The 17105-nt window shown below is 62.2% G+C and carries 13 protein-coding genes; 9 read left to right on the top strand and 4 right to left on the bottom strand.

Features of this window, described 5'->3' with window-relative positions; genetic code table 11:
- Window positions 1-5 precede the first annotated feature (5 nt).
- Entirely contained in the window at window positions 6-1502 is a 1497-nt protein-coding gene (locus AAIA72_RS09215; protein WP_369600030.1) for a CoA-acylating methylmalonate-semialdehyde dehydrogenase, read from the bottom strand.
- A 106-nt stretch (window positions 1503-1608) separates the two neighbouring features.
- Here AAIA72_RS09215 and AAIA72_RS09210 point away from each other — a divergent pair, with 106 nt between their 5' ends.
- From AAIA72_RS09210 to AAIA72_RS09195, 4 genes are all read left to right on the top strand, one after another.
- A complete protein-coding gene (locus AAIA72_RS09210; protein ID WP_369600029.1) occupies window positions 1609-2508 on the top strand; it encodes an AraC family ligand binding domain-containing protein in 900 nt (299 codons plus the stop codon).
- Window positions 2509-2882: 374 nt separating this feature from the next.
- The gene (locus AAIA72_RS09205; protein WP_369600028.1) at window positions 2883-4709 is read left to right on the top strand and encodes an acyl-CoA dehydrogenase C-terminal domain-containing protein; all 1827 of its coding nucleotides are present in this window, start codon (window positions 2883-2885) and stop codon (window positions 4707-4709) included.
- A 55-nt stretch (window positions 4710-4764) separates the two neighbouring features.
- Complete coding sequence (locus AAIA72_RS09200) at window positions 4765-5307, top strand: response regulator (RefSeq protein WP_369600027.1); 543 nt, start codon at window positions 4765-4767, stop codon at window positions 5305-5307.
- Window positions 5262-6380 (top strand): tetratricopeptide repeat protein, encoded by a 1119-nt coding sequence (locus AAIA72_RS09195; protein ID WP_369600026.1) that lies wholly within the window; start codon window positions 5262-5264, stop codon window positions 6378-6380. Before AAIA72_RS09200 ends, AAIA72_RS09195 begins: the two co-directional genes overlap by 46 nt.
- Here AAIA72_RS09195 and AAIA72_RS09190 read toward each other — a convergent pair whose 3' ends face one another.
- Complete coding sequence (locus AAIA72_RS09190) at window positions 6381-7394, bottom strand: helix-turn-helix domain-containing protein (protein WP_369600025.1); 1014 nt, start codon at window positions 7392-7394, stop codon at window positions 6381-6383.
- A gap of 175 nt (window positions 7395-7569) precedes the next feature.
- Complete coding sequence (gene hemH / locus AAIA72_RS09185; protein WP_369600024.1) at window positions 7570-8583, bottom strand: ferrochelatase; 1014 nt, start codon at window positions 8581-8583, stop codon at window positions 7570-7572.
- Between the two features lie 189 nt (window positions 8584-8772).
- Between hemH and AAIA72_RS09180 the strand changes: the two genes are divergently transcribed.
- Window positions 8773-9099: a cytochrome c gene (locus tag AAIA72_RS09180; RefSeq protein ID WP_369600023.1), complete on the top strand. Its 327-nt coding sequence runs from the start codon at window positions 8773-8775 to the stop codon at window positions 9097-9099.
- A gap of 52 nt (window positions 9100-9151) precedes the next feature.
- Here AAIA72_RS09180 and ppnN read toward each other — a convergent pair whose 3' ends face one another.
- Entirely contained in the window at window positions 9152-10540 is a 1389-nt protein-coding gene (ppnN, locus tag AAIA72_RS09175) for a nucleotide 5'-monophosphate nucleosidase PpnN (protein WP_369600022.1), read from the bottom strand.
- A 68-nt stretch (window positions 10541-10608) separates the two neighbouring features.
- Between ppnN and thiI the strand changes: the two genes are divergently transcribed.
- From thiI to AAIA72_RS09155, 4 genes are all read left to right on the top strand, one after another.
- Window positions 10609-12063, top strand: coding sequence for a tRNA uracil 4-sulfurtransferase ThiI (gene thiI / locus AAIA72_RS09170; RefSeq protein WP_369600021.1), 1455 nt, complete (start codon window positions 10609-10611; stop codon window positions 12061-12063).
- Between the two features lie 103 nt (window positions 12064-12166).
- On the top strand, window positions 12167-13486 hold the full coding sequence (locus tag AAIA72_RS09165; RefSeq protein ID WP_369600020.1) for a capsule assembly Wzi family protein: 1320 nt from the start codon (window positions 12167-12169) through the stop codon (window positions 13484-13486).
- A 199-nt stretch (window positions 13487-13685) separates the two neighbouring features.
- Window positions 13686-16112 carry an SLBB domain-containing protein gene (locus AAIA72_RS09160; protein WP_369600019.1) on the top strand — a complete coding sequence of 809 codons (2427 nt, stop codon included), beginning with the start codon at window positions 13686-13688 and terminating at the stop codon, window positions 16110-16112.
- 10 nt (window positions 16113-16122) lie between these two features.
- The gene (locus AAIA72_RS09155; RefSeq protein WP_369600018.1) at window positions 16123-17082 is read left to right on the top strand and encodes a Wzz/FepE/Etk N-terminal domain-containing protein; all 960 of its coding nucleotides are present in this window, start codon (window positions 16123-16125) and stop codon (window positions 17080-17082) included.
- The last annotated feature ends 23 nt before the right edge of the window (window positions 17083-17105 follow it).

The following is a 17105-nucleotide window of genomic DNA, read 5'->3' as shown; positions in this document are numbered from 1 at the left end:
CCGGTTCAGCGCAGGTGGATGGTCATGTTCGGCCCCAGGGTTTCTTCACCCTGGTGGAACCACCGGCTGATGACGGTCTTGGTCTCCGTATAGAAGCGCACCGCCTGCTTGCCGTAGGCGTGCTGGTCGCCGTAGAAGGAACCGCGCCAGCCGGTGAAGGAGAAGAAGGGCGCCGGCACCGGAATGGGCACGTTCACGCCCACCTGTCCCACCTGAACGTGATGCTGGAAGTAACGCGCCGCGCCGCCCGAATTGGTGAAGATGGACGTGCCGTTGCCATAAGGATTGGCATTGATCAGCGCCAGCGCGGCGTCCAGATCCGGTACCTGCATGGTGACCAGCACCGGGCCGAAGATTTCTTCGGTGTACAGGCTCATGTCGGGACTGACATTGGCAAAGAGGGTGGGGCCGATCCAGTTGCCCTCCGGGGCATCCGGGTGGGTCCAGTCCGAGCCGTCGAGAAGGCATTCGGCCCCTTCATCCTTGCCCTGCCGGATGAGGGCCCGGACCCGGTCCCGTGCCGCGGCACTGATCAGCGGGCCATAGGCGGCGTCTTCCTCATTCCAGAGACCGGGGCGGACCCGGCCGAAGGCCTCCTGCAGGTCCGGGAGCCAGTTGGCGGCCTCACCCACGAAGACGGCCACGCTGATGGCCATGCAGCGCTGACCGGCGGCACCCAGAGACGCGCCGACCAGGTGGCTGATCACCTGATCCTTGTCCGCATCCGGCATGATGACCATGTGATTCTTGGCGCCGGTCATGCACTGGACGCGCTTGAGATGCTGTGTGGCGCCCCGGTAGATGGCCTGCCCCACGGCGGCGGACCCCACAAAGGACACCGCCCTGATGTCGGGATGGCCGAGCAGGTAGTCCACCTGTTCCCGGTCGCCGTGAATCACCTGCAACACCCCCTTGGGGAAACCCACCTCGTCGAAGATCTCGGCCAGACGCACCGGCGTCAGCGGATCCTGCTCCGAGGGCTTGAGAATGAAGGTGTTGCCGCAGGCCAGCGCGATGGGGTACATCCACAGGGGGATCATGGCCGGAAAGTTGAACGGGGTGATGCCCATGCAGACACCCAGAGGCTGGGTATAGGTGGCCGTGTCGATGTTGCGGGCCACATTCTCCAGGGTCTCGCCAAGCAGGAAGGCGGGCGTGTTGCAGGCCTGCTCGACCACCTCCATGCCCCGCCACACGTCGCCCTTGGCATCCTCGAAGGTCTTGCCGGTTTCCTGGCTCAGGATTTCGGCAATGTCCTCGTGCGCCTTCTTCAGTCGGGCCTGGTACTGCATCAGCAGCCGGGCGCGCTCGATGGGCGGGACTTCTTTCCATTCCGCAAAGGCCTGTCTGGCGGAACGAACGGCGCGCTCCATGTCCGCCTCGGATGCACAGGGCACATCCGACAGATTCAGCTGGGTGGCGGGGTTGAGATTGGGCAGGCGGCGCTCGCCGGTGCCCTCGGTGAATTCGCCATCAATATAGTGAGGAACAACGCGGGACATGATCGGATCCTTGTTCTTGTTGTGTTTCAACCATCATACGGGGCTTGCAAAGCGGCGGCTATGCCATAAAACTGCACAGATATGGACAATTGTTGCATGAATCATCATGTCTGAACCTTCCAACTGGCCCCTGCCGCCGGATGGCATCCGCTATCGGCTGCCACCGGCGGTGGTGGAAAGCCTGCGCCGGCACCCGCTCAGCGCCGGGCTGTATCCCACGGTCATGGGGTATTATCCCCGTGCAGCGCAGCACCGCATGCGTCGCCCGCATCATGACGATTGTCTGCTCATGTACTGTACCGAGGGCAAGGGGAGCGTCTGGATGGCGGATCATGCCGGGGCTGTCAGCGTCGGTCCGGGAGACGTGGTGCTCCTGCCTCCCGGTGTCCGCCATGCCTACGAGGCGGATCATACTGACCCCTGGACCCTGTATTGGGTGCATTTTCAGGGGACGGACCTGGGACACGTCCTGGTCCTCCTGGGCCGGGAAACGGGCGTGCAGACCTGGGGCATGTGCTGGCATGCCGGAGACTCGGCCTCCCTCGTCGCCGCCTTCCAGTCCCTGCTCAGCGCCCGGACGGCAGGCCAGCGCCCGCTGGTGGCGCTGCATCTGGCCCAGCAGCTGCGTGCCCTGCTGACCCTGCTGGCGGTCCGGGGCATTCACGAAGGGGAGGCGGGCGGACTGGACCTGGACCGCCTGCACGGCTGGATGGAGGCGCACCTGCGCGACATGGTCCGGCTCGACGACATGGCGGCCTTCTGCGGTCTCTCCCGCGCGCACCTGCACCGGCGCTACAAGGCGCTGACCGGTGAAACTCCGCTGCAGCACTTCCTGCAGATGAAAATGCAGTATGCGGCCTACCTGCTGGACATTTCCGCCCGCCCCATCCAGTCCATTGCCCTGGAGCTGGGCTATGACGATCCGCTCTACTTCTCACGCGTCTTCCGGAAGATCATGGGCCAGTCTCCCAGCGCCTACCGGGCAAAAAACCGCGGTCAGATGTAGTCAATGTATTACATGCTTTTGCGACATCGCGACTCGCAGGGCCCGGGGACACTGGCGTAAGCTTGACAGTGTCAGGACGACATCCGCTCAGGGAAGACAGAGCAGTCAGGACGGCAGTTCAGCCCGAAGGATCAGGGCAACCGGACACGGACGTACAGGGAAGAACGAGCTCAATGGACTGACACGCATTGGATGCACCCCTTGCAAGGCGCGGACGGACTCCGCGCCTTTCTTCTTTTTTGCGTCTGCACAGGTTTTATCCGTCATCCTCTGGCTCTGGCGACAACCCAGTCCGTCGCTGCCGTCAATGTCAGCCCCGCCTGCCTGCGTCACACTGGTCCCATCTTCAGGCAAAGACCGGACGAGGAGGTTGTATGGCCACATTCAAGGCACCCCTGCGGGACATGATGTTCCTGTTCAATGACGTGTTCGATTTCCAGACCCACTATCAGACCTTCCCTGAAGGCCGCGACGCCCCCGCCGACGTGGTGGACCAGATCGTCAACGAAGCCGCGCGCTTCAGCGAGGAGGTACTGTTCCCCCTGTATCAGTCCGGCGATCAGGAGGGCTGCCGGCTCGAGGATGGCAAGGTCATCACCCCCAGGGGGTTCCGCGAAGCCTATCAGCAGTTCATTGAAGGCGGCTGGCAGGGACTGTCGCACCCGGCGGAATACGGTGGCATGGGGCTGCCCCTGTCGCTCGGAGTGCTCAAGTCCGAACTGATCGCCACCGCCAACTGGGCCTGGGGCATGTACCCCGGTCTCTCCATCGGTGCCATGAACACGCTCTACCTGCATGGCTCGGAAGAGCAGAAACAGCTCTACCTGCGCAAGCTCATCGAAGGCACCTGGACGGGCACCATGTGCCTGACTGAACCCCAGTGCGGCACGGACCTGGGACAGGTGCGCACCCGCGCCGAACCGGAAGCGGACGGCAGCTACCGCATCACCGGAACCAAGATCTTCATCTCCGCCGGCGATCATGACCTGGCCGAAAATATTGTTCATATCGTGCTGGCTCGCTTGCCCGACGCCCCCAAGGGAACGCGCGGCATTTCCCTGTTTGTGGTGCCCAAATACCTGCCCGATGCCAGTGGTGGCGTGGGCGAGTTCAACCAGGTGGTGTGCAGCGGCCTGGAACACAAGATGGGCATCAATGCGTCGGCCACCTGCGTGCTCAATTTCGACGGCAGCAAAGGCTGGCTGGTGGGGCCACCCAACAAGGGCCTGGCCTGCATGTTCACCTTCATGAACACCGCCCGCATCGGTACCGGCATGCAGGGCACGGCGGCCGCCGAGCTGGCCTTTCAGAATGCGGTGCGCTATGCCCGGGAGCGGCTGTCCATGCGATCCCTCAGCGGCAAGAAGTATCCGGAAAAACCGGCGGACCCCATCATCGTGCACCCGGATGTCCGGCGCATGCTGCTGACCCAGAAAGCCTTTGTGGAAGGGGGCCGCGCACTGCTGTACTACGTGGCGCGTACGGCGGATGTATACGTTCACGGCGCCACCGAAGCCGAACGCGAACGTGCCGACGACACCCTGGGCTTCCTGACACCCATCGTCAAGGCGTTCCTCACGGAAACCGGCTGGGAGTCGGTCAATCTCGGCATGCAGGTGTTCGGCGGGCACGGCTATATCCGCGAACATGGCATGGAGCAGATTGTCCGCGACACCCGCATTGCCACGCTCTATGAAGGCACCACCGGCATTCAGGCGCTGGACCTGCTGGGCCGCAAGCTCATCCTCGACAAGGGCGAGGCCTTCCGCCGTTTTCACAAGGAACTGTCGGACTACCTCAGCGGCAAGTCGCCGTTTGTCACCGGCAAGCACCGCAAGAAGATCAAGCCGCTCATTCAGCGCCTCACCTGGCTCAACCGGCAGTGGGCCTACGTGTCGCTGCGCGTGGGCTTCAGTGCCATGCGCGACCGGGATGAAGTGGGCGCCGCCGCCTACGACTACCTCATGTATTCCGGCTACATCGTACTTGGCTACATGTGGCTGCTGCAGGCGGAGAAGGCGCTGGAGCAACTGGCCCGTAAAGAAGGGGATGAAACCTTCCTGCGTGCCAAGGTGGATACGGCCTGGTTCTACTTCGACCGCATCCTGCCCCGCACCAAACAGCATTACGCCTGCATGATGAGCGGCGCGCGCAACCTCATGCACCTGGCTGACGAGGGATTTCATGCTAATCTGGAATAAGTGATCCCGGGCGAGGATGCGGTCCGTCTGGGCTGGCCATGAAAGGAACCCATGCATGCTCAGTCGGGAATACCGGAACTCGCGCTTTCTTGTGGTGGACGCCAACCTCAAGGTGCGTCTCACCCTGGAAAAATATCTCAGATCCTTCGGCGCCTGGGTCATTGATCTGGCCGCTGACGGGGCAGAGGCTGTCGGCAAGTGTGCCGGCGGCCTCTACGACGTGGTGATCTGTGACTACCAGCTACCGGGCCGCACCGGTCAGCAAGTGCTGGAAGAGCTGCGCGTCAAGGCGTTGCTGCGGCATACCTCCCTTTTCGTCATGATGTCCTCGGAAACCACGCGGGAGATGGTGCTGGGGGCCATCGACCATCAGCCGGACGCCTACATCAACAAGCCCATTACCTGTGATGTGCTCAAGGCACGCCTGGATGCCCTGCTGGTGGACAACGAGGTGCTCTACGAGATCAAGCACGCGATGGACATGCAGCGCTGGAGCGAGGCCATACAGCGCTGCGAGGAAAAGATCATCAAGGGCAGCAAGTACAGCCGCTGGTGCCAGAAACCCTGGGCGAGCTTTACCTTCGGGAAAACAATCTGAGGGAAGCAGCCAGGGTGTACGATGAAGTCCTGGCGGAACGCCCGCTCATCTGGGCGCAGGTGGGGCGCGTGCGCGTGTACATGGCCCAGGCGGAATGGGAGCAGGCGCAAGACAGTCTCCGGCGCATCATCGAACAGTCTCCCCACTGCCTGATTGCCTACGACCTGATGGCCGAGGTCCTCGAACATCTCGGTCGGGTTGAGGAAGCTCAGGCGTTAATGACAGATGCGGTGGGACGCTCACCCTTGTCGTTACATCGCCACGGCCGGCTGGGGGAGCTGAGCTGGAAGGTTAACAAGGTGGATGAGGCGGCCGAAGCCTGGCGCAACGCCGTGGACCTGGGGCGCAACAGCGTGCTGGACAAGGTGGAATACCACATCGGGCTGGCTCAGGCGCTGGTGGAGAAGGCCAGTGCCCAGCCCCCGGAACAGCGTCAGCACACCGCCGCCGAGGCACTCGGCATCCTGGCGGCGGCAGAGAACCGTTTTGAGCTGACCGATGGTGACCGGATGCGACAGATGACGGTCCGGGCCCGGGCCTGTCTGGAACTGGGCGACAAGCATGGCGGGGAAGCCGCACTGGATCAGGCGCTGGGGTTGTACGAACGTGTCGGACTGGCCGAGGATGTGGAGGCGGGGCTGGATCTGGCCCGTACACTGCTCGCCTACGAGAAGGACATGGATGCGGAAATGCTGCTGACCCAGATCCAGCTGCGGACAGGGAACGACCCGGCCTATGCCGAGCGCATCGCCGCCATGCGCGAGGAACCGGTCAGCGAGGCCGCCCGGGCGGAGGCCGCACGACACAACCGCCGGGGCATTCAGCTCTTCGAAAACGGGGATGTGGCCGGGGCCATTGCCGCATTCCGGGAAGCGCTGACCTACTCGCCCCGGCACGTGGCGCTCAATCTCAACTGCGTGCAGGTTTTGCTGAAAAAGCTGGAAAGCGGTGGAGACGCATCCGACCGGGCCCTCATCCGGGACTGCCTGCAGCGTGTCAGCCGCATCGGCCCGGATCACCGGCAGTTCAGCCGCTACCAGTTCCTGAGGGAAAAGGCAGCGGCCTGGCTCTGATCACGCCGCCTGACGGGTGCGCACGTATTCGGCAGGAGAATAGCCTGTCCAGGTCTTGAATGCCCGACGGAAGTTGCCCGTGTCCGTAAAGCCCAGATAGTGGGCCACTTCCTTGGTGCTCATCAGGCGGGACTCCAGCAGTGCGGAAGCCAGCAGGGCACGTACATGATCCAGCAGTTTCTGGTAAGACCAGCCCGCATCTGCCAGACGGCGGCGCAGGGTTGACGCGCTGGTGTGCATCAGCCGCGCCATGTCCGCCGCATTGGGTGACGCCACCTTCTCGTGAAGAATGGCCTGCAGCATGTGGCGCACCACCCTGTCCACGTACTCGGACGACCCCATGGTCTTCTCCAGTACCGCACGTTCCAGTTTCTGAGGCAGAGATTCGAGATTGAAGCGATCCACGCTGAACTCCTGATGCAGCAGACGGGCCGGAAACTGAATCCGGGTTTCGGTATGATTCCAGTGGAAGCGGGCATCAAATGCCTCCTCGAGCTGACCATGCCAGCTCTGCCGTGGCTGCTTCATGAACACCTGGAACCCGTCAAACTGGCGAATACCGGCTTCCTTGAAGAAATGCAGCCAGCAGGACACGAACAGATCCTCGAAAAAGGCCTGCAGATCGTCATCCCCGAGATGGGTGGGGCTGCGCAGGATGGCGTCCTCGAACCACACATGCAGGCTCGCATTGTGGTTGTGGCTGCAGCGCATCTGGCTGTTGATGAGGATGTTCTGGATGGCATCCTTCAGCGTGTGGGTCACGGGCGAAAAATCACCGATGAAATAGGGCAGCACCAGACGGATGTTGCTGCCGAACTCCAGCCCCAGATCAGGGCGTCCCATGCGCCGGAAGATGGTGCGCGCCAGCTCGTTGTAGACCTCGAGCGGAACGCGGCCCTCATTCGCCTGGGCGACAAATTGTGCACGCAATTCCTTTGCCTCGGAAGTGTCCATACCGGAACGGATGGCAGCCTGAAGAGCAATCAGGCACTGGCCTACAGCGATTTCAATCATGGCAGTTCCCATACAGCAGTGAATGGAAAAATTGAACCATGATTCATATTTTAAGTAAAACGGTTTGGTGTAGTAAATTGCCGAAACACGGTCATAACCCGCCACCCGGCGCATGGCCGGGTGCAATGCCTGGTGTGTGCGGATAAACTATTTGAAATCAGGCGAGTAGTGTGACTCAGGGCTGTGCCGGCCAGCCGCTGCAGTGACGCCGGATCAATTCGGCCAGCGCCGCCACATGCCCGGGCGAATCGTTCAGTGCCGGGATATAGCGAAAATCCTTGCCACCCGCCTCTTCATAATACCGGCGGTTCTCCACATCAATCTCTTCCAGTGTTTCCAGACAGTCTGCCGCAAAGCCCGGACACACCACATCCAGCGCCTTGCAGCCTTCTGCGCCCAGCCGGCGAACCGTCTCATCCGTGTATGGGGTCAGCCACTGCGCCTTGCCGAAACGGGACTGATAGCTCAGGGTCCAGTCGCTGTCCCGAAGCCCCAGCCGGCCGGCCACAGCATGCGCGGTCTGCTCGCAGTGCAGGGGGTAGGGATCGCCCTGGTCCGCATAGGACTGGGGAATGCCGTGAAAGGAAAAGAGCAGATGGCCCTGCCGGCCTGACGCCTCCCAATGCCGGCGGATATGGCTGGCCAGCGCCTCAACCCAGGGCTCAAAATCCGCATAGCTGCGTACCGTGCGCACTTCCGGCATGTCCCGGTAGCGCATCAGCGCCCGGTAGAGCACATCCAGTGTGGCCGCCGTGGTGCTGCAGGAATACTGGGGGTAGAGCGGCAGGCAGAGAATCCGCCGGATACCCTCCCGGTGCAGGGCCTCCAGCTGACGGGTCAGTGCCGGCTCACCGTAGGTCATGGCGGGCAGGACACGGAAACGGGCGCCTTCGCTGGCGCTGCTGTTGAGCAAAGTTTCCAGCGCCCGAGCCTGATTCTCGGTGATATAGCGAATCGGTGCGCCGCGTTCGGTCCAGATGCTTTCATAAGGTTCAACCAGCCGTTTGGGCCGGAAGGGCAGCACGAACAGGTTCAGAATCAGCCACCAGACCGGGCGCGGAATCTCCACCACGCGCGGATCGCCGAGAAACTCGCGCAGATAACGTCGGATCGCCCGGGGAGTAGGCGCGTCGGGTGTACCCAGATTGACCAGCAAGATGCCGATGTCCTGATTGGAACGATCTGTCATGTCCTGTCCTCGCTGCGGAACCGGTATTCTTGTTGAAGGGGGCGCAGACTGCAAGCACTCTTGATCCATGTTAAGTGCGTATTCAGAAAGCCTGTGCAATACTTCAGGCTGGCTTGTTGTACCGGGCCGCAAGTGCTATAAAAGCCTTGTGTTTCGGGAACGTGCACTCCAACAAAGAGGAAAAACCTGATGAGCATGATGAGAAAAGTATCCGTTGCAATCGCTGGCCTGGCGCTGACCGGCCTCACCCTCAACGTTCAGGCAGCGGGAGATCCTGAGGCGGGCAAGGCCAAGGCAGCGGTCTGTGCAGCCTGCCACGGCGCCAACGGCAAGGCCATGATTCCGACCTATCCCAATCTGGCTGGCCAGAACGAGAAGTACCTGGTCGAAGCCCTGAAGGCTTACAAGAACAAGCAGCGCACCGGCGGTCAGGCGGCCATCATGCAGGGTCAGGCGGCTGCACTGTCCGATCAGGACATCGAAAACCTGGCGGCATACTACTCCAGCCTGAAGTAAGCCTCTCGTTGCAAAGGCATCCCGCCCGGGATGCCTTTGGCTGGCGGATCAGTCAGACCACACGGAAGCAGGGTGTGTACGTCGAGCCCGGAAGCTTCATGCGCCCCTGTTTCACGAAGGATTCCAGCAGCGCTCCCAGCGGCCGGATGATGGCCGGATCCCCGGTAATCTCGAAGGGCCCCTTTTCCTCGATCTGACGAATCCCCTCTTCCTTCACATTCCCGGCCACGATACCGGAGAAAGCACGGCGCAGGTTGGCCGCCAGCTCGTGAATGGGCTGCTCGTGGGTGAGTTTCAGTGCCCGCATGGTGGCATGGGTCGGCACGAAGGGTTGCTGGAAAATCGGATCGATATTCAGCAACCAGTTGAAATAGAAAGCATCGCTGTGGGTCCGGCGATGATGGGTCACCTTGTGGATACCCTGTTCCACCTCCCGGGCCACCGCCATGGGATCATCGATGATGATCTTGTAGCGCTTCTGCGCCTCCTTGCCCAGCGTCAGCCCCACAAACTCGTCGATCTGGCCGAAATACTCGTCCGCCCCCTTGCCGCCGGTCAGGATCATGGGGAAGGGCAGGTGATCATTGGCCGGGTTGATCAGCACGCCGAGCAGATAGAGGATTTCCTCCGCCGTGCCCACCCCGCCCGGGAACACGATCACGGCATGGCCGGTCCGCACGAACGCCTCCAGACGTTTCTCGATGTCCGGCATGATCACCAGCTCGTTGACGATGGGGTTGGGAGATTCCGCAGCAATGATGCCCGGCTCGGTGATGCCGATATAGCGGCCATCCAGAATCCGCTGCTTGGTATGGGCAATGGCCGCCCCCTTCATGGGCCCCTTCATCGCCCCCGGCCCGCAGCCGGTACAGATATCGAAGCCCTTCAGGCCGAGAATGTAGCCCACATCCTTGGTGTACTCGTACTCGTCCCGGGGAATGGAGTGTCCGCCCCAGCACACGACGATATTGGGCTTGCGGCCGGGAATCAGCACCCGCGCATTGCGCAGGATATGGAAAATCAGGTTGGTCACCCCGTCGGACGTGCTCAGATCCAGATGCAGGTCGGTGGAGAGCACGTCATTGGTGTAGAGAATGTCGCGCAGCACCGCATACAACTGCTCCTGCACACCGCGGATCATCTTGCCATCCACAAAGGCGTGCCCCGGTGCATTGATCACCTTGAGCTTGATGCCGCGCGGCTGCTGGATGAGCTGGATGTCAAAGTCCGCATAGGCGTTGAGCAGCGCCCGGCCATCGTCCGTCTCCTGACCACTGTTCAGCACCGCCAGCGCACACTGGCGGAACAGCCGGTACAGCCCGCCCTGGCGATTGTCCATCAGGCGTGCCGCCTCGTACTGGGATACCAGCTCCAGCACCCCTTCCGGGTTGATGCGCGCACTCACGCGCGTGTCGGAATACACCGGTTCATCAAAGTCCATACATCCCCTCCTGTAAAAGCGCTATAATAGCCCGCTTGTTCAGCAGAATGCACGTTGGCACGCCGCCCATGAAGTTCCTCGTCAAGTTGTTTCCCGAAATCACCATCAAGAGCAAACCGGTTCGCCAGCAGCAAAGCAAGCAGCTGCGCGACAACCTGCGCCGCCTCATGAGGGCGGTGGACGACCGGATCCGTGTCAATGCCGGCTGGGATCACCTCGAAGTCATCACGCCTGCCGAGCCTGCGGTGGAGGCCGCCGCCGCCGATGTGCTCACCCGCACGCCGGGCATTGCCAATGCGCTCATGGTGCGGGAAGTCGAGTTTACCAACCTTCACGAGATCTACGAGCATACTCGCGCGGCTTATGGCGAAAGCCTGCGTGGCAAGCGCTTTGTCGTGCGCGTCAAGCGTACCGGCAAGCACCCGTTCACATCCCATGATGCCGAACGCTATGTGGGCGGTGGCCTGAACCAGCACTGTGAAACCGCCGGAGTGGATCTCCACAATCCGGAAGTCACCATCAAGCTGGAAATCCGCGACAACCGGCTGTATCTCATTGATGGCCGCCTGGAAGGGCTGGGCGGCTATCCGCTGGGCACCCAGGAGCCGGTGCTGTCCCTCATTTCCGGGGGCTTCGACTCCGGTGTGGCCAGCTACCTCACCATGCGCCGCGGCATGAAAACCCACTTCTGCTTCTTCAACCTCGGCGGCACCGCCCACGAGGTGGGGGTCAAGCAGGTCTCCCACTACCTGTGGGAACGTTACGGCGCCTCGCACCGGGTCAAGTTTGTTGCCGTGCCCTTCGAGGGGGTGGTGGCCGAGATTCTCAAAAACATTCACCACAGCTACATGGGTGTGGTGCTCAAGCGCATGATGTACCGGGCGGCCGAGCGCATTGCCCAGCGACTCAAGGCCCGGGCGCTGGTGACGGGAGAATCCGTGGCCCAGGTCTCCAGCCAGACCCTCACCAACCTGAGCGCCATCGATGCCGTGACCAGCATGCTCGTGCTGCGGCCACTGGCCACCATGGACAAGCAGGACATCATCAATATCGCCGACCGCATCGGCACCGGCGAGTTCGCCAAGAACATGCCGGAATACTGTGGCGTGATCTCCGACCGGCCCACCACCCGTGCCCGGATGGACCGGCTGGAAGCCACCGAGGCCAATTTCGATTTCAGTGTGCTGGATGCCGCCGTTGAAAATGCCGTGATCGAAAACCTGGACGAAGTCATGGCCACGACCCAGCACGCCGGCATGGTGGAAGAAGTGCGCCTGCCGCAACCGGGGGATGTGGTGATCGACATCCGTCACCCCAACGAGCAGGAAAAGCACCCGCTCACCCTCAATCACAACAAGGTGCTGTCCATCCCGTTCTATGAACTGGAAAACCGCGTGAGCGAGCTGGGTCCGGATCAGACGTACCTGCTCTACTGTGACAAGGGGGTCATGAGTCGCCTGCACGCCGCCCACCTGCGCGAGGCAAAGGGACTGGAGCGGGTGAAGGTGTTGCGCCTGGCATAGGCCAAAGGGTATATTGTGCGCCCTGCGTTAGCAGGGTGCTTTACGAACAGTTACAATTCGTGTCAAATACGGGGTCGATTCACCTCGGGATCAGAGGGAGCTGATGGGTTCACGCGGTATTGGTGTGGTGATCTGGCTTGTAAGCCTCAGTGCCGGCAGTCTCGCCGCGCCCTGGGTGCCGCTGGATGACGTGCGTGCACGCCTCGCCTGGGACGCGTTGCCGGGCGAGACCCGATTGCACTCCGTCTGGCCCCTCTCCTGGGGACGGGTGGAGGACGCACTGGCGCAGGCGCCGACGGCTGCCCGTGGTCTGGAGCAGGCCTACCTCGGATATGAGCTGGATCGTGTGCGTCGTCAACCGGCCACTTCCGAATCCGGATTCCGCCTTGCCAATGGCCGCGCGCCGCTCTCCGATGCGGCCTGGCAGGAGCAGCCCGAAAACAGCGCCGTGGCGCGGGCAGATGCCCTGTCCGGCAATTGGTCCCTGACCCTCAGCCTCAGCCATGAACGTGCCAGCCTGCTGGACGATACCCGTTGGTCTGTCCGGGATACCCAGCTCTCCTGGCTGGACGGCAACTGGATGGTCGGTGCCGGTTGGGTGCCCCGCCACTGGGGGGCAAGCTGGACCACGCCGTTGGGGCTGTCGGAAAACGGTTCCGATTTTCCGGCAGCGTGGGTCGAGCGCTATCGCAGCATACCATCGGCGGGAATCTGGCGTTTTCTGGGGCCCTGGCACGTGATCCTGTTCGTGGGGCAACTGGAAGATGGGCGAGCCGTCTCGCATACGAAGGTGCTGGGCGCCCGCTTCACCTTCAAACCGCTGCCATGGTTTGAGGCAGGTCTCTACCGGATTGCTCAGTGGGGGGGCGAGGGACGGCCGCAAACGATGTCCAGCCTGGTGGATCTGGCGCTGGGCCGGGACAACGTGGGCAGCGACGGGATCGACCGCAACAATGAGCCCGGCAATCAGGTGGGTGGCCTGGACCTGACGCTGAGCGGCCCCGGGCAGACCCGTCTGACCCTGCAGGTCCAGGGTGAGGATGAAGCCAATGGCCTGCCGTCACATGTGGTGCGTCTGGCCGAACTGTCCAAGGGGCTGGACACGGAGCTGGGCCTGCTGCAAGCGGTATTGAGCTGGGCGGATACCCGGACACAGGGCGGGCCCAGTGGCATCCTGTACAACATCACCTACAACCACAGTATCTACACCAGTGGCCTGCGCTACCGGGCCCGTGCCCTGGGGTCAGTGTTGGACAACGACGCCCGGAGCGTGGCGCTGCGCCTGTACCTGTGGCAGCAGGACAGCACCCTCTGGGGGGTGCGCCTGCAGCGTTACAGGCTGAACGAAGACGGCACCCTCCGCGCCAGCGCGCCGGGGGGAATATACCGCCAGTCGTGGTTGGCTGGGCGGCCTGTTTTATGATGCCTGGTGGCAGCGGTTGAATTACCGGCTGAGCTGGGACATGCTGAGCCACCCCGTGCGCCAGGCGGATTACGATTACCGACGACATACCCTGAGCCTGTCCGGCACCTGGCGCTGGTGAACCGGGCAAACTGAATAACGCAGCAAGAAGGAAAGGCACATAGCGATGCGGCAACCTCTCACTCTACTGAAACCCCTGATGCGTGCGTGGCACCTGCTCATGGTGCTCGTGCTGCTCAGCCCCTCCGCACGGGCCGTGGATCCGGCGGCGCTGCAGCAGCTCATGGCCCTGCCTGTAGACCAGCAGGCCCTGGTGGCCAAACAGCTGGGTGTGGATCTGTCTGCGCTGCAGGGCAACGGTGGCGAAACGGCTGACGCTGCCCCAGCGCCCGAGGTTGTCAAGCGCCCTGCCAGAGAGGTTGCCTATACCAATGACAAGCTCCGCCCCTTCGGCTATGAACTGTTCGAAGGCGAGCCCGCCACCTTCGCGCCGGTGACCGATATTCCCGTGCCGCTGGATTATGTGCTGGGCCCCGGGGATACGTTGCGGGTGAACCTGCTGGGCAAGGAATCGGGGAGCTGGGAACTGGTGGTGGACCGCACCGGAGAGGTGCTCGTGCCCAAGCTTGGCCGGGTGTCCGTACTGGGCCTGAAGCTGGAAGCGGCCCAGGCGCGGATCCGCAAACTGATCCAGGACAAGATGATCGGCGTCGAAGCCGACGTCACCCTGGGCAAGCTGCGCAGTTTCCGGGTTTTTGTGCTGGGCGAAGCACGCAAACCGGGCAGTTATGAGGTCAGCAGTCTGACCACCCTCAGCCATGCCCTCTGGCTCAGTGGCGGCGTTCGCCGTACCGGTTCGTTGCGTCACGTGGCACTCAAGCGTGATGGCAAGACCGTTGCCGAAATCGACTTCTATCGCTTTCTGCTCAACGGCGACACCAGTGCCGATCAGCGTCTCCGGCCCGGTGATGTGATCTTCGTGCCGACCGTAGGCCAGACCGTGACCGTCAAGGGCGCAGTCAAGCGCCCGGCCATTTACGAGCTGACTGAACGGGATCTCACGCTGCGCAGTGCCCTGACACTGGCCGGCGGGCTGTCGCCCGACGCCAACCCCGGCCAGATCACCCTGACGCGCGTGGACAGCCGCGGCCGGCAACTCATTCAGACGCTGGCACTGAAGTCGGATGGGGCAGCCTCACTCCGTAATGGGGATGTGGTGAGCGTCCCGGGCAAGGCAGGCGTTCTGGCCAACGGCGTGGCCCTGGAAGGCGAAGTCCTGCGGCCGCGGACGGTCGAGTGGCAGAAGGGGTTGCGCATTTCGGACCTCATCCACAGTATTCGCTTTGACCTGAAGGACTCCGCTGACCGCCACTATGCCCTGGTGGTTCGGGAAAACGCCGAGACCGGCAACATCCAGGTGCTGGATTTTGATCCGGTGGCCGCCATCAGCCAGAACGGTGGAGCGCATGATCTGGTGCTGCAGCCGAGGGATCGGGTGTTGATCCTGTCTGCCGAGCAGGCCAAGACCCCGGAAGGTGCAATATCGCAACCACGGGTCGCCCAGCTTGAGCCGCTGCTCAAGCGTCTTCGGGCACAAAACCGCCCCGGTGAACTGTCAGCGGTTTACACCATTAGTGGCCAGGTCCGGTTCCCGGGGACGTATCCGCTCACGCAGCATTCGGATCTGGCCAGTGCCATTCGCGCCGCGGGCGGGCTCACGGAGGCCGCCTACACCCTCAACAGCGAAATCACGCGCATCGTGATCAACGCCGACGGCAAGGCGGAAACACAGATCGTGAACGTACCTCTCAGCACGGCTGAGGCCCAGTCGGCCACGGCCCTGCAGCCCCTGGACAGCATTCACATCAAGCAGATTCCCGAGTTCTATGCCCGCGTCACCATTGCTGTCAAGGGTGAAGTGAACTTTCCCGGCGAGTACACCGTCCAGCGTGGCTCTACGCTCAGTGAACTGATTCGCCGTGCAGGCGGGCTGACGGCACAGGCCTACCCCAAGGGGGCTGTCTTCTCCCGCGCCAAACTGCGTGAACTGGAAGCACAGCGTTTGCAGGAAGCGCGCGCACGCATCAAGCAGGATCTGGCATCCCTGCAGATCAAGCAGGCCAATGCAGGCAATGCCAAGGTGGAAGAACTGCAGGCGCTCACGGGATTTCTGAGCAGTCTCGAAACCAGCAAGCCCGTCGGCCGCATGACCATCGACCTGCCCGCACTGCTGGCTGGTGATGAAAGCAAGGATGTACGGCTGCAGGATGGGGACACACTCTACATTCCGCCCAAGCCCGACTCGGTCACGGTGCTGGGCGAAGTGCAGTATCCTACCAGCCACCTGTTTGACCAGGGGCTCAGTGTGCGGGATTATCTCAACCTCAGTGGCGGCGTGACCAACCGTGCCGATGATCAGCGCATCTATGTGGTCAAGGCCAACGGTCAGGTTTGGCTGCCCGGTGGCAGCGGCTGGTTCCGCGGAGAGAGCAAGGCCCTGGAGCCCGGAGACACCATCTACGTGCCGCTGGACGTGGAGCGCATCGACTCCCTGAAGCTCTGGACCAGCGTCTCGCAGATTTTCTACCAGATCGCACTGGGCGCCGCCGCCGTCAACAGCCTGTAAGGAGGTTAGCATGAGTCAGGCACCTGCACCGTTTGAGCCCCGTGAGCAGATTCAGATGCTGGCGGATGATGAAATCGACCTCCGTGAACTCTGGGCCAGGATCGTTGCCGGCAAGTGGTGGATCCTGCTGAGCATGGTGCTGTTTGGGGGTGCCGCAGCAGGCTGGGCTGTCCTCCAGCCCAATATCTACCAGAGCAAGGCCGTCCTGGCACCCGCCTCCGAGCAAAGCGGCGGCGGACTCAGCGCACTGGCATCCCAGTTCGGCGGGCTGGCCAGCCTGGCGGGTGTCTCACTGCCCGCCGGCAAGGCGGACAACACCGCCATTGCCATGGAAGTCCTCAAATCCCGGGTTTTCCTCACTCGGTTTATCCGGCAACACCAGCTGGAAGTGTCGCTCATGGCCGCAAAGGGCTGGAACCGGGAAAGCGGAGAGCTGATTATTGACCCGAAAGTTTATGATGCAGCGGGCCAGCGCTGGGTGCGTGACGTGGACCCACCTCAGACACCCGAGCCCAGCGACTGGGAACTGTACAAGGCCTTCAAGGATATCCTCAAGGTCAGCCAGGACAAGCAAACCGGCCTGGTGAGCGTTTCCATCGAACACGTCTCCCCCATTCTGGCGCAAAAATGGGTAGAATGGCTGGTTCAGGACCTCAACGCCTACCTGCGCCAGAAAGACGTGGACGATGCCCAGAAACAGATCGACTACCTCAAGGCCGAACTCGCCAAGACCCAACTGGCGGACATGCAGAAAGTGTTCTACAGCCTGATCGAACAGAATACCAAGGTCATCATGCTGGCAAATGTGCGGGATGAGTACGCCTTCAAGACGCTGGACCCGGCCGTGGTGCCGGAGGAGAAGGTGAAGCCGAAGCGGGCAATGATACTGGCCTTGGGTGTCCTATTTGGTGGAATGGTTGGTGTGATGATATCGCTTTTGCGGAGTGGCAGGCAGTACATGTCCAGATAAGCACTTTCGTAGTATTTGGTTGA

Origin of the sequence: Thermohahella caldifontis, assembly GCF_041153465.1 — a bacterium.
Taxonomy (GTDB): Bacteria; Pseudomonadota; Gammaproteobacteria; order Pseudomonadales; family Oleiphilaceae; genus Thermohahella; species Thermohahella caldifontis.
This window is presented reverse-complemented; position numbering and strand designations above follow the sequence as displayed.

Coding starts and splice junctions, on each gene's coding strand:
- AAIA72_RS09215 (WP_369600030.1), bottom strand. CDS start 1,502: ATGTCCCGCGTTGTTCCTCACTATATTGATGGCGAATTCACCGAGGGC.
- AAIA72_RS09210 (WP_369600029.1), top strand. CDS start 1,609: ATGTCTGAACCTTCCAACTGGCCCCTGCCGCCGGATGGCATCCGCTAT.
- AAIA72_RS09205 (WP_369600028.1), top strand. CDS start 2,883: ATGGCCACATTCAAGGCACCCCTGCGGGACATGATGTTCCTGTTCAAT.
- AAIA72_RS09200 (WP_369600027.1), top strand. CDS start 4,765: ATGCTCAGTCGGGAATACCGGAACTCGCGCTTTCTTGTGGTGGACGCC.
- AAIA72_RS09190 (WP_369600025.1), bottom strand. CDS start 7,394: ATGATTGAAATCGCTGTAGGCCAGTGCCTGATTGCTCTTCAGGCTGCC.
- hemH (WP_369600024.1), bottom strand. CDS start 8,583: ATGACAGATCGTTCCAATCAGGACATCGGCATCTTGCTGGTCAATCTG.
- AAIA72_RS09180 (WP_369600023.1), top strand. CDS start 8,773: ATGAGCATGATGAGAAAAGTATCCGTTGCAATCGCTGGCCTGGCGCTG.
- ppnN (WP_369600022.1), bottom strand. CDS start 10,540: ATGGACTTTGATGAACCGGTGTATTCCGACACGCGCGTGAGTGCGCGC.
- thiI (WP_369600021.1), top strand. CDS start 10,609: ATGAAGTTCCTCGTCAAGTTGTTTCCCGAAATCACCATCAAGAGCAAA.
- AAIA72_RS09165 (WP_369600020.1), top strand. CDS start 12,167: ATGGGTTCACGCGGTATTGGTGTGGTGATCTGGCTTGTAAGCCTCAGT.
- AAIA72_RS09160 (WP_369600019.1), top strand. CDS start 13,686: ATGCGTGCGTGGCACCTGCTCATGGTGCTCGTGCTGCTCAGCCCCTCC.
- AAIA72_RS09155 (WP_369600018.1), top strand. CDS start 16,123: ATGAGTCAGGCACCTGCACCGTTTGAGCCCCGTGAGCAGATTCAGATG.